The organism is Bradyrhizobium hereditatis, from assembly GCF_020329435.1.
GTDB classification, from domain to species: domain Bacteria; phylum Pseudomonadota; class Alphaproteobacteria; order Rhizobiales; family Xanthobacteraceae; genus Bradyrhizobium; species Bradyrhizobium hereditatis.
In genome coordinates this window covers 405,610-418,770 of sequence record NZ_JAGKJK010000007.1, presented here as the reverse complement: position 1 = coordinate 418,770, position 13,161 = coordinate 405,610, and the positions used below count along the sequence as shown (strand labels likewise).

Sequence of the window (13,161 nt, the reverse complement as noted above, 5' to 3'; positions counted from 1 at the left end):
GGACGAGCCGAGCGGTGCTGGCCTGGCGCCTGTCGAACACGATGGACACATCGTTCTGCGTGTCTGCGCTGGAAGAGGCCTTGGCGCGCTTCGGCCGGCCTGAGATCTTCAATACCGACCAGGGCAGCCAGTTCACCAGCGCCGCCTTCACCGCGACGCTGTCCGCCGCTGGAGTCAGGATCTCGATGGACGGTCGCGGGCGCTGGATGGATAACGTGTTCATCGAGCGGCTGTGGCGCTCGCTCAAATACGAAGACATCTATCTCAAGGGTTATTCGGATGGCCACGAGGCCAAAGCTGGAATCGCCCGATGGATCGAGTTTTACAAATTCCAGCGCCCTCATCAGGCGCTGGAAAACCGCGCGCCGATGGCGGTCTGGGCCGGTGTCACCGGCGCATTCGGCGAAGAGGCTGTGGATATGACGCTTCTCGCTAGCGAGAAGCTTGGACAACGCTGCGCGTTGTCTACATCCCCACAGCCACAACAGCAGCAAGCAAGAGTAGCGTAGAGCTATTTGGAAGAAGGAACGGCAGCAGCTCCACTTAAGAAACCGGACCCAGTGGTCCTCAGCATAGGGTCCACTTCAAGTCCGCCTGTGCTGGGGCGACCAGCCATCAGCGATTTTCAGCGAGGTCACGAGATCCGGAAACTCACCGAAGTGCCCGACCATTGAGTGCACTGAGAATCGGTTCGCGGTTGAAGCGCACTCGTTTTGCTACGGCGCGGCCGAAAATGGTGCAAACCGGTCGGTATGACGTCATTGAAGCCGCAACTGTTGGATTTGTTTGATGGGCGCACCAGGGCACAAAACTGAGGCCGCCGAGTAAAGCGTCTTAACCGTCCCATTGCACTCCAAGGCCGCCGATTGCCGTACCGCAAGGTCCCCAAAGCGCGACGCCATTCCTGGAGCTCACACGGCGATGGGAGCCGCCGGGCCTGGTATCTGGATTGACCTTGCCCCATGGACTTAATCCAGGTTGAAGTTAGCTCTGGCCCACAACAAGACAAGAGCATGAAGCGCAGCCGCCGCCAATCACAACAACATCGGCTTCCGCATCTCCCACAAGCGGACCCGCGTCTGCCGGCGATGGAGCCGTCATCTCCCATAAGCCGTGCGATTTCGGATCGCCTGGCATCGACAAACTCCTTCCGCCCAGGATTGTGAATGACGTCAGCCTAAAGATCAGCGCAATTCCGGCAGAAGTAAAATCCCACATTGGGCACGCGATTTGATCGAGCTGAGCGGCACATTTTACACTTCTCCAAAGAAGCCGAAGCCGACATAGGTCTCTCCATTGCAGACGAGGAGAAGTGGCCAGGTTGATGGTCTGGTCCAATCCCACAGAAAGAAAGTGTGCGGCGCGGCAACTTGTTTAACGGCGCCGCGAACCCGAACCAGCGCCGATCGAGCATGATGGGCTGGTCGAATTGCACGGCATAGCGCGCTGCTCGACCGCTCTCCCTCACATCTCTCCGGCGGTGAGCGGCAGCGCATCGCCATCGGCCAGGCGCTGTTGTCTAGCTCAGACTGTTGCGACAACGAGCCGCTTGCCGCGCCTGACCGCTGCTTCCTTGGGCGTTGTCGGCGAGTTTGTTTAAGGCCGCTGATAAGGATCGAGCCAGAAGTCGGCGGTTCTCTGGAACAACTATCATCGTCATGTGGTTGCCTCGAATGGATACGGCGCCATGAATGGCCGCCGCATCTAAAATCTGGTTTCCAACCCCGCATCTCGGACCTATTCAAGTCTTGACTGCTCGTGCCGGACGGCTGAGCAGAGGCTCAGCGGCATAAAACTGATGTATTCAACTGGCAGGAACGGAAGTTGATACAACCGCAGCGCTGATAATGGGCAACTCTTTCATACATCAAAGTCCCATTGTGGAGATCACGATCTGCAGGTATGGCTCCAATTTGCTGCGCCTTTTCGAGCAGCTCAGCAACTGAGCTTTTCCAGCAAAGTGCTCCAACGCTTCGAACCGCTCATCATCTAAGCACTCGAAGGGCTCCAACCATTTCCAGTACTGTTTTGGCTTCGGATCGGCTAATGGATTTGCAGGTAACCGTAACATCGATGAAAGCCACGAATGATGTAGCTTTGCCCCTGAGGAATATCCCGCGGGCCCTCGGCTGAAGCTCTTTGATTGCCAAGCTGAGGACATAAGAACAATCTCTGAGAACTGTCGGAATAAAGAAGAGTGGCGGTTGCGATCCCGTTGCATGAACGGAAAGCACTTGAGTTGTATTGCGGTGTGGCTCCAAATCAATCTTCGATGCAAGTTCTTTCAAAACGGGAGATTGGAAGAGTCCAGAGGTGCTAAACCTCAACCCACGATGTAGCGCTCGACTGAGAAGCCGCACCGCCAATAACGATTGCCCGCCCAGCGCGAACAATTGGTCGTGCTGCCCGACCCGCGCGAAACCCAGAAGCTCCGCCCGGAGCTGCGCCAGCGTGGTCTCGATCTCGCCTTGCGGCGCCTCATAGCCGCAGCGTTGCATACGCCTCATCCTCCGGCACCGGCAGTGCCTTGCGATCCAGCTTGCCGTTCAGCGTCAGTGGCAGCGCCTTAAGGGGCACAAACGCAGACGGCACGATGTACTCCGGCAAGCGCGCACTTGAGTGCGTGCGCAGCGTGGCGGCAAGTTCAGGCCCCTCAGCTTCGCCGGCGTGCTCGGCAGCGGTAACGACATAGGCGACAAGACGCTTCCCGGCCGCACCCTCCCCTTGCGCCACCACCACCGCGTCGCGCACCGAGGCGCGCTCAACGAGCCGCGCCGCGATCTCACCGGGCTCGATCCGGAAGCCGCGGATTTTCATCTGGTCGTCGTTGCGGCCCAAAAAGCTCCAGATTGCCGTCCGGCAGATAGCGCGCGAGATCGCCGGTCCGGTACATCCGCGCCCCCGCCTCGTCGCTGAACGGATCGGCCAAAAACCGCTCCGACGTTAGCTCGGGCCGGTTCAGATAGCCACGCGCCACCCCCGCGCCGCCAATGTAAAGCTCCCCCACGGCCCCAAACGGAACGGGTTCACCACGACGATCAAGCAGGTAAATCTGCGTGTTCGCGATCGGTCGGCCGATGGGAGGCAATTGCGGCCAACATGCTGGGTTCGCCCCGAGACGGTGCTCCGTGACGACGTGGGTTTCTGTAGGCCCATACTGATTGATCAACCTCGCCCTTGGGTGCAATTCGAAGAACGACCTGAGCATTGGGGTCGCCCGCAATTGCTCGCCCGATGTATAGATCTCTCTTAAAGAGGGCAGCAGCACTCCCTTAGCGCTCCAGACCTCCGCAAAATGTTTCAACGCTGCGATCGGGAGGAAAAGCCGCTCGATCGCTTCACCCCACACAAATTCTAGCAAGGCCGAGAAGTCCGCACGGGTCTCTTCCTGCACGAGCACGAGCAGCCCGCCGTCCCTCCAGCAACTGAACAATTCCTGGAATGACACGTCGAAGTTCAGGGTCGTGAACTGAAGTGTGCGTCGTTTGGGCGCGCCAAGCTCCGGTGAGGACCAGAGCAAATTCATCAGTGAGTCGTGGGACATTTCGACGCCTTTGGGCGTGCCTGATGATTCCGAGGTGTAGATCACATAGGCGAGATGGCGCGAGGTCAGACCGAGCGCGCGCGCATCCGGATTCGACGCCGGCAGATTTGCCCAAGGCGGTGTCGCCGTCGCGAGATCGACCACCGTCACATCGACGCCCACATCGCCCAGCGCGGCGCGTCCCGGCGCATCGGCCAGCACCAGCTGCGGCGCCGCATCCTCAAGAACCTGCCGCAACCGCGCGGACGGAGAGGCCGGATCAAGCGGCAGATACGCGCCCCCCGCCTTTAGGATCGCGAGCAGCCCCACCACTATCGCCACGCTGCGCTGAAGGCAGATCGCGACCGGCTGATCCGGCCTCACCCCGAGCGCGATCAGATGATGTGCGAGCCGATTCGCCCGCGCATTGAGCTCGCCATAGCTTAAGTGCTCCTCCGCGCAGGTGACCGCCAGCACATCCGACGCCTGGCGCACCTGCGCCTCAAACAGCTCATGGATGCATCGCTCCGACGGATAGGGCGCCGCCGTCCGGTTCATCTCCTCCAAGAGGTATGCGCGCTCCTCGGACGACAGAAGCTCAATCCGCTCCACCGGTTTGTGTGCATCGCGTATCACAGCACACAACAAATTTTGCAAATGCTCCGTGATACGGTCGATCTGCTTGGCGGCCAAGCGACTGGCATCAAAGTGCCACCGAAAGCTCCCATCCAGAGCGCAAACCTCAAACGTTAGGAAATCACCGGAAAGGGCTGTCTCAGAATTTGCGCCTGAAGGTAGATCACCAGCGGCAGAACAGCTATTCGCGGTCACCGTCACGCCAATCGGCCAAGGCCGGCGCGATTGTAGCGCCTCCATGCCGCGCAACGTCGGAGAGCGCGCAATAAGATCGCGCGCAAAACTGTCGTGCTCCCTCAGATCAGTGCATTCGGCCGCGACCGCCTTGCGTACTCCTGCAAAATCACGACCGAGATCAATGGTCATTTGCATCGGCACGACAGAGGCGACAAGGACCTCCGCCGCCCTCATCTCGGCTCGCGATCCATTCGGTGCGGGAGTCCATCCCAATTGAAGCTCTGATTCTCCCGTGATGCGGGCGAGATAGATCAGCCAAGCAGTCAGCAAGTACTCAGTGCGATCAAGTGGCGACAGCTCGGCCAAGGCACTTGGAACGAGCCAGGAACTCGACTGCCATCTGGGCGGAGCCACAGTTTCCGGAGACGACAGAAACGGAAGCTGCAATGTCTTAAACTGCTCAAGCCGCTGCCGCCAAAAATTCTCCCGAGGCGCCAATATTTCATGGGCAACAGTTGTGCTCCGCGCCTCCTCATCGCTCAAAATCGGGAGGCGATCGCCTACATTCAGACCGGACTGTCTCGCGAGCGTCCGCGCATCCAGAGTCAGACCGTCTGAGCTGGCAAACCAAACATCAACATCCTCTGTCCCTGTCGCCACACGCCAGTTGCTGCGGTGGATGTCAACCAGGGCCCCTGCCGGAAGGCCGCAGCGTCCCGCAGATACCTCCAAGCGCCTGACTACGACAACATCATCGCCCAGGAGCGCCTTGGGCAGACACAACGGATTGGAATGATACCGCCCATAGTCTAAGGCGCGTGTTATGCTTGAGAGATCTTGCGCGGATCGATTCCATCGCAGACAGCCCGCAGCATCCGGGCATCGACACCTCGGAAACACACTTCCATCCACTAGCGCCTGCGGATCAGCATGGAGCTCTCTATTCGTTAAATCAGCTAGAAGCTCTCGGAAAGCTTCGACAGCGGCTTCATGACATTTGAGGTTCAGGGTCAACGCCGTATCGGTTGACGCAATAGAAACTTGGCGCTCAACCACCAACTCACCCGGATTAATACCATCATTGATACGATGCCACGCTATGTCATAGTCGGTCTCTTGGGCCAGCCGCGCCCAAGACGTCGAATGAGCTCCCACATATCGTGGCAACGGACCGTCTTGATAAATGAAAGCGCCTTCACGGACTCGGGCAAACACATCCGGTGGCAATATGAATGGATTTCCGACGGAGAATATCCACTCTACCGGATCGGCATTCATTAACGCGGAGAGCTCTTCAACACTGTCTACACACAAGATATCGGCGCGAGAAGCCCAATCCCGGAATATGGCGTCGGCACACAGCGCCGCGCAGACGACGTGACCCATCTTACTTACTAGCTGAGCACACCTAATAGCTAGCGTACCACTACCAACAAAGATGCTGGAACGAATTGATGCGACTGCAGGTGGTTGCCCATCCCAATCGCCCGGTTTGCAAGCGTCTGCGAATACCGAAGCAGACCAATGTGCCATATTCAGCTACTCCATGCTGTAGGTTGGGGAGTCCTCGCCGTATGCGCCGCACCACATCGCGACTTAATCCGGTCACACTGATTTGCATTCGCTCAGGAGTAACCGGGTTGAATGCTAATCAAAGCCGGCCAGTGTTGAGAGTTATCCAGCGCGATCAACGACAGCGGAACCCGTGATGGAAGCGGCAAAGCCTCACTTAATGAAGCCGCACTCAACAGCGCAGCCCCCATGGCGTGGATTGGATCAGTCGAGCAAGCTTCATCTGTCTCCGTAGGCGGGCAGCTGCTGGACCGCCATGATCGCAACAGATCCTTCACCGTGTCCCAGCAATCAGCGTGCCACCCAAAAGGTTGAGCAGGCCCCCCCTTGAAGAGGCAAAAATCCATGCACTTCGCTCCGAGACGGAGAATACTTAAGCGTTAGTGTTGAGTTGCGGACATAACGTCCTCAACTGGACATCGCTGAGCACGACAATGCAGGCCGTCAAATGACGAAGGTGACCTCTTGAGGAGAACTCGCACGCCTGCTTAAGGATGATGCCAAAAGGATGACGAGGTTCCCTTGCTTTAACTTGACGACAATCTTGTCTTGAAAAAGTTTCTCGTAATCAGCGCCTGGACACCAGATCCGCCTCTCAAAAAGCAGCTTTGGCACGGCCAATATTATCCCACAGGACACTCACATCGCGCTTGAGGATGAGCGAATAGTTCCTTTTCGCTTTGATCATAATACTCGCCCAGAAAACAATAGGCCCGGAATCTCCGATTGTCCTTCCGACAACCGCCCTATTCCCGCTTTAGAGACGCTCTCCCTCAAGACAATCCTACACCTTCGCGGTGAATTTCGATTGCGATGCCGGGGGGCTGACCGGCGCGATGCCAATCAGCTACAGCCAAGGTAAATAGCGCTAAGGCTGCGAGGATGCGGCCAGCCATGCTTTAGTCTGGCCTGCCGCCGAGATCTGACCGAATTCGATGGCCTGCCGCTCGAACAGCCCGCGATAAACGCCGCCCGGCCGCGCGATCAGCGCGGCGTGGGTGCCCTGCTCGACGATCTCGCCACGGTCGAACACCAGGATGCGATCGAGGCTGCGCACCGTCGACAGGCGGTGTGCGATCACGATCGAGGTGCGTCCCTTCATCAGCCGCTCCATCGCCTGCTGGATCAGCGCCTCCGATTCCGAATCGAGGCTGGAGGTCGCCTCGTCCAGGATCAGGACCGGTGCGTCCGCGAGGAACGCGCGCGCCAGCGCGACGCGCTGCCGTTCGCCGCCCGACAGCTTGACACCGCGTTCGCCCACCAGCGTGCCGTAACCTTTGGGCAGCCGCAGGATGAAGTCGTGCGCGTTGGCAAGCCGCGCCGCCTGCTCGATCGCCGCCATGCTGGCACCGGGCCGGCCATAGGCGATGTTTTCCGCCAACGAGCGGTGAAATAAGATTGGCTCCTGTTGCACGATCGCCATTTGGCTGCGCAGCGATTGCTGCGTCGCTTTGGCGATATCCTGACGGTCGATCAGGATACGGCCGCCGGAGACGTCATAGAGCCGCTGCACCAGCTTGACGAACGTGGTCTTGCCGGAGCCGGAACGGCCGACCAGACCGATGCGCTCGCCGGCGCGAATGTCGATCGTCAATCCGTCGTAGAGCGGCGCGTGATGCCCGACATAAAGGAAAGTCACGTCCTCGAACGTGATCCTGCCACCCTGGATGTCGATCGGCCTGGCGTCGGGCGCATCGACAATGCCGACCGGCTCGCCATGGATGGTAACAAGTTCATCCATGTCGTTCACCGAACGCTGCAGATTGTTGATGTGCATGCCGACATCGCGCAGATAGGCGTGGATGACGTAGTAGCTGGTCAGCACATAGGTGACGTCGCCCGGCGAGGCGCGTCCCGCGATCCACAGCAGAATGGCGCCGCCGATCACGGAAACGCGGAAGCACAACAGCATCATGAGCTGCACTGTGCCGGTGGCGTTGCAGCGCAGCCAGGTGCGCAGTACCCGCGCCCGCCAGCGGTTGACGACACCGTTAAGCCGCGCATCCTCGCGCGCCTCCGCACCAAAGGATTTCACCACCGCGTTGCAGGTGAGCGCGTCCGCCAGCGTACCGCCGACCTTGGTGTCCCAGGTATTGGAGACACGGGCCGCCGGTGCGATGTAGCCAATCGTCAATGCCGTCGTGATCGCGACATAGATCACTGCGCCAACCGCGATCACGCCGCCGAGCACGGGCCAATGCAGACCGAGCAGGATCATCGAGCCTACGAGCACCGCCAGCGACGGCAACAATGCCATCAAAATCGTGTTGTTGAGGAGGTCGAGCGCCCACATGCCGCGCGTGATCTTGCGCACGGTCGAGCCGGCGAACGAGTTGGCGTGCCAGTCGGTCGAGAACCGCTGCACCCGCATGAAGGCCTCGCGCGCCACGTCCGACATGGTTTTCAGCGTGAACGGCGCGATCGCCTGCAAGCCCGCAAGCCGCAGGATCATCGACAGCAGGCCAAGCGCGACGATGCCGCCGAACGCAACCATCGCCGCATGTCGGGCCGCCTGGTCTAAGGAGCCCGACGTCAATGCATCGACCAGATGGCCGGAGTAGACCGGCATGAACAGGTCGGCCACCGTGGCCCCTAAGAAGCCGACGAGGACGATCGCGACGCGGACGGGCTGCTTTAGCCAGTGACGGAACACGAACGGGATCACCACGCCGATTGCGATGGGTGATTTGTCATCTTTAACCATCATGGCGCCAGCAGTTTCTGCCACACGCGGCGTAAGACCCTTTTGATCCAGACGCGATGTGCCCAATGCTTGGCGCTGCCGTCCGAGGCGAAGCAATAATGCTCGGGGTTTGGGGGCTTCGATCGAAATCTTCTTCCCATTTCGCCCCCTCTTTGCGTAAGCGTAGCTGAGTGGTTCAAGCTTTGGGGGTTCCAGAGCATGAGAGCATCGATCTGAGAAATCGGCCAGCCTTGCGCGATCCGTTCGATAGCTTGGATGAGCCAGACATGCGGATCGACGCCATTCATCTTCGCCCGTCTGCAGAAGCATGGCGATGGCCGCCTAAGTCCGGGCGCCGCCATGGCCGTGCGCAAAGGGTGCTTTTTTATGAGGAATGAGTCGTTCAGCATTTCGTGTAGACCGTTAAGACCGCCAGAGTGTTTGCATCATGGGATGACGGTGCGACTTCACCTGGAAGATCACGTCCGCCTCGATCCGGCCGGAGGTCATCGCAATTTGGACCTCCAACCTGCCGCAAACGATCCAGCGCTGTACTCGATGGTCTTTAGTTGCCACTGGCCCGCCGGAGAAATGGATGAATTCACCCGCGAGCAATTCCGACTATTACCCTTTTTCATGTTTTCTCTTCCGGCGCCTGCGCTTTGACTCTTTCGGAGACCCGTCTTGCGGAGTCGCACAAAGAGCCCCGTAGCAAGCCTTCTCACCCTTGTAGTTGGCCAGCGCTTGGACCAACAGCGACAGAATCTGCTGTTTCAGTTTGTCGGGGATAGGCTCAGGACCGTCCAGCGATTTCAGAGCAACCTCGACCAACTCGACAGCGCGATCCTTGTTTCCGGTCTCATAATAATACTGAGCGACCGCCCCATAGGACAGGAACTTGGAGCCGTCGCCGCGTTGCGGAGGATTCAGTGCCAGGATGTGTTCGGACAACTCCTTGCCCATCGCAAAGCGTTCGGCAGGCGGGAAGTGGGAGTTGTCATTCGCCGGATCGAAGAGTTGGCGCATCGCCCCGGCCATCCACAGCTCGGATTTTTTGTCTATCGCGTCGCGAACCAATTGACTCATGACCGGCAAGCCGGTCTGCAAGTCGTGCACTTTGTGAAGCAACAGATCCGCATGGAGCACGCGGAAGTTGACGTCGTCCGGCATCACAGCGACGGCCTCTTCGAGCGCCGAAAGCGCCTTCGCCCAATCCTCCGCCTTCATCGCCGGCGTAAGTTTGGCGAAGATCCGCTCAGTCAACGCTCGCTTGCGCGTCTTTTCGTGCATTGTGCGTTCGCCTTCGGCGATCCGCTCTGTATCGGCGGCTCTAGCTTCATCGCTGGTGCGCCAGCCGCCGTTAAGAATTTTCGGCAGAACGTCATTGAGTTGCGTTGGAGAACCGATAAAGGCGATATGGCCGTCACGGTCGACGACGAACGAGGTAGGAATCCCGACAGAAAAGCTGGGATCCATCCAAAGCTTGTTCATATTCCCTGTGTAGTCGAATCCGATCCGGTAGTTGATATTCGAGAACTTTTCGGTCAACCATGCGTCCAAGTTGGTTCGGGCCTCGTCCGCCGTTGGAGCTCGTTCGTAAGCTGCGACTCCGAGGACCTCAACTCCGCTGTCTTTGTATTTATCTTGCAGCTGCACCAGATGGGGCATCGCCGCCACACAGGGTGCGCACCAAGTTGCCCAAAATTCGACGATGTACACTTTTCCCGGTTGGAAGCTCGTGAGGGGCTGGCCACGCAGCCAGTTCTCCACCTTGATCGGAGGAGCTGAGGACTCCATGCGCAGCACCATGTTGTTCTCCATAACTATTGCCAAACGTTGCGCGACTTTTTGCGCCAGCGTATCTCTCAGAACGGGGCACACGGGTTCAAGGGAAGGAGCATCGCTCGTTTTGCGCTCTGGATTCACTCAGCCCTGACTCAGTGTTGCTGGATCTCAACAGCAATAGCCGTGCCATCTTCGTCAGCGCCGCATTAAGCGTCTGACTAGCTTTGAAAAAAACTCCACGGAGCCCAAGCCGATCGGTGTTCTGAACCTGACGGGCTTTGTGCCGCTGTCAGCTGTTGGACACGAATTGCGCCCTTAGCGCTGCCAGAAAAGCCGGTTGGTGTTGTGAGTCACCGAACGAAAACTTGCTAACCTCTCTCCCTGCCTGACAGGATGAGGCGCGCGATCGGAGTCGACAAAGCCAAGGCCGTGGACCGGCGACGCGTGTTCGTGTCTATGAGGACGGAATCATTCGCGGGGCACTGCAGCGGGTGCTGCTTATCGGTGCGCCTTAAAACTGCCAGCTCGCCATCGCGCCAAGCGGTTCCTGCACCACAAACTGGTACTCCGATCAGTTTTGCTGTCCAGTCGCGGGTACGGGGGTGGCTGACACCCCTATCCCGTTCTAAAATCGTTGCCTCCGTATCGAAAAATCTATCGCGGCTCGCCTCGATGCGAGCTAAGGTTTATGAGGGCGTTCATCTCACAACTTTCTGACCAGGAGGCCCGGCTGGCCGCACCCCGCTGGCCCCATGAACACTGTCGTCCTAGCGCAAGCCCTGCAGATCGCCGTACCGCCGATCGTCGCCTTCATAGTGCAGACCGTCGAGATTCGATTGCTCCGCCTATAGTTCCAGAATAAACGTCTCAATTGATCTTGCGCTAGATTGTCCGTAGCCAGGCCAGTTTCCCCTCTGTCAATCAAAGTCAGGCAACGGCAGGCGTCAGCGGCTTCGCTGACGCCATCGCGGCGAGCGCCGAGGTAGAGCGCCTTGATTTCGTCGTGGTCGCGCAATTCGGTCGAAGCGCTGGATAGCCCGGTCACAAAGAACAACCGATGGTTGGAGCGTAGCGCGACCGTTCGACTACCGTTCAGCTACCAGGATCGAGAGGCCTGTTGAGCAGATTCCGGACGATTCTTTCCTCAAAAACACCTATTATCGCGTTACCGACAAACCAAGTGCCTCTTCAGGGCTTTGGGCCGTGATTTCGGTATTCTTTATCGCCCTGCGTGGGGCAGTGTTGGCTTAACGGAGTCGATCATGACCCCAACCCACCGCATTATCCAGGAATCGTCCGGAACTCGATTTTCAAAAATCGTCAGTTTTCTCTACGGATCGGCCGCGGACATCGCTTTCTTCATCACAATTCTATGTGCTGTCGGTTTCGCGAGCGGCCTAGTCGTGCCGAAGACGGACACGGGCCGGGAGACATGCATCGAATCGCTTGCCGTAGAGGGGTCGGATGGCTCCGTTTGCCATGCAACACAGCGTCTTAACGCGCAAGCGCTTCAAAGACTCCTGGACATAATAAGTGCCGAAGCGCATTGAGCGAAGTACTTATCGCTGCGAGCCTCACGCTGCTGGTAGTGGCATTCGGCAGGCGCGGAAGCTATAGTGCGGTGACGGCTGCGACAGCCTCATTCGTCGGCTGGATGGTCGTGTTCACAAGCATTTCTGATTGATCATTTCGAATTGTTCGGACTACATCAAGTAGCACCCGATCTCGCGAGCAGCGCAAGCCAGCGCCGCAATTCGCACCCCGCTGCACCACAGATTTGTGCGGCATCTCATCTATTCGACTTCATCATCGCGTCTGAGCGGCGCCCGTCACGACGATCGGGTATCTGTTGTTTGCAGCCATGATGACCGCTTACATCTTTGTCGGCATCTTCTCGATCATCAAACGGTCTTCTGCAGCCAACGCGGTTGCCGGCGTTGGTTACCAGTATGTCCAGCGTGGGATAGAACCTCTTAGGAAAAGGCTGCGCTGCCGAGAGAACCGCCATTCCACCAAACGGTGATGTGCGCCTGCCTGGTTTCCTTGAGCTCTGCCACCGCATTAACCCGCCGGTTCGCTGCACGGCGTCCATTCGCACATATGGAAGAACGAGGGGCTTGTCGACCAGGCAATCAAGGCCAGGTCCGAGAGCTGCGAAGGTAGCCTAGATGGGCCTTTTCGGTCGAGACGAGGCCAGGATGTTCAGCTCGCTGATCACGAGCATGGGAAGGGTGTTGGAGGGACGGAAGCGAAGGCCTGGTCCCACTCGTGGAGCTCAAGTTCGAGGGGCTTCCGGCTCTGAGTAGGCAGCGTCAAAGGCGTTCTTTTCCGAAATGATGCCGCTCGAAAACTAGCTTTATCCTGGAGGGTGTGTCGAGCGATCTCACGAGGGTCTGCAGGCACTTGGGCGCGGTGAGTGCAAAACCAGTCAAGTCGCGTTTCAAGCGGCAAGACGAAACAAGAAGGTTCTCAGCCGAAGCGAATAACAACCTTAAAAAGTGCTTACTCGACCTTGAAATGATAGGCTGAGGCGGTTCAACTAGAAGCTAGACGGCACCTATATGGGTGACTTCCTGATCGGGTTTGATCTGAGCCTCGCGCGGACTTGCGAGAAGGGTACAGCCCCCGCGCGCGAACAGATCCTCGGGTCAGTTCGCCGAATTCCGGATCACCTTCGGATCGCCGAAGTCGCCGCCGGATCTCCAGAGCGGCTGAGGGCGACGCCGCCGACATCACTTGGCTTACGGGAGAGGCCTCCGCACGCAGGACGGCGCTCTGAGAACTC

7 protein-coding genes are annotated in these 13,161 nt (G+C 58.5%); 1 reads left to right on the top strand and 6 read right to left on the bottom strand.

The annotated features are described in order from the left end of the window. The coding region (locus J6524_RS19165; protein ID WP_225673202.1) for a DDE-type integrase/transposase/recombinase at positions 1-509 on the top strand (509 nt) is incomplete at its 5' end. Positions 510-1,985: 1,476 nt separating this feature from the next. Here J6524_RS19165 and J6524_RS19155 read toward each other — a convergent pair. The 6 genes from J6524_RS19155 to J6524_RS19125 form a co-directional block, all read right to left on the bottom strand. Then, entirely contained in the window at positions 1,986-2,498 is a 513-nt protein-coding gene (locus J6524_RS19155) for a phosphopantetheine-binding protein (RefSeq protein ID WP_225673200.1), read from the bottom strand. After that, complete coding sequence (locus J6524_RS19150) at positions 2,479-2,817, bottom strand: AMP-binding enzyme (RefSeq protein ID WP_225673199.1); 339 nt, start codon at positions 2,815-2,817, stop codon at positions 2,479-2,481. The genes J6524_RS19155 and J6524_RS19150 overlap by 20 nt, the downstream gene beginning before the upstream one ends. Continuing rightward, on the bottom strand, positions 2,783-5,722 hold the full coding sequence (locus J6524_RS38275; protein ID WP_512699569.1) for an amino acid adenylation domain-containing protein: 2,940 nt from the start codon (positions 5,720-5,722) through the stop codon (positions 2,783-2,785). The genes J6524_RS19150 and J6524_RS38275 overlap by 35 nt, the downstream gene beginning before the upstream one ends. Before the next feature lie 1,054 nt (positions 5,723-6,776). Further along, the gene (locus J6524_RS19135) at positions 6,777-8,615 is read right to left on the bottom strand and encodes an ABC transporter ATP-binding protein (protein WP_225673197.1); all 1,839 of its coding nucleotides are present in this window, start codon (positions 8,613-8,615) and stop codon (positions 6,777-6,779) included. Then, entirely contained in the window at positions 8,612-8,899 is a 288-nt protein-coding gene (locus J6524_RS38015; RefSeq protein WP_376712049.1) for a transposase domain-containing protein, read from the bottom strand. Before J6524_RS38015 ends, J6524_RS19135 begins: the two co-directional genes overlap by 4 nt. 316 nt (positions 8,900-9,215) lie before the next feature. Beyond that, positions 9,216-10,400: a TlpA disulfide reductase family protein gene (locus J6524_RS19125; protein WP_225673195.1), complete on the bottom strand. Its 1,185-nt coding sequence runs from the start codon at positions 10,398-10,400 to the stop codon at positions 9,216-9,218. Positions 10,401-13,161 lie beyond the last annotated feature (2,761 nt).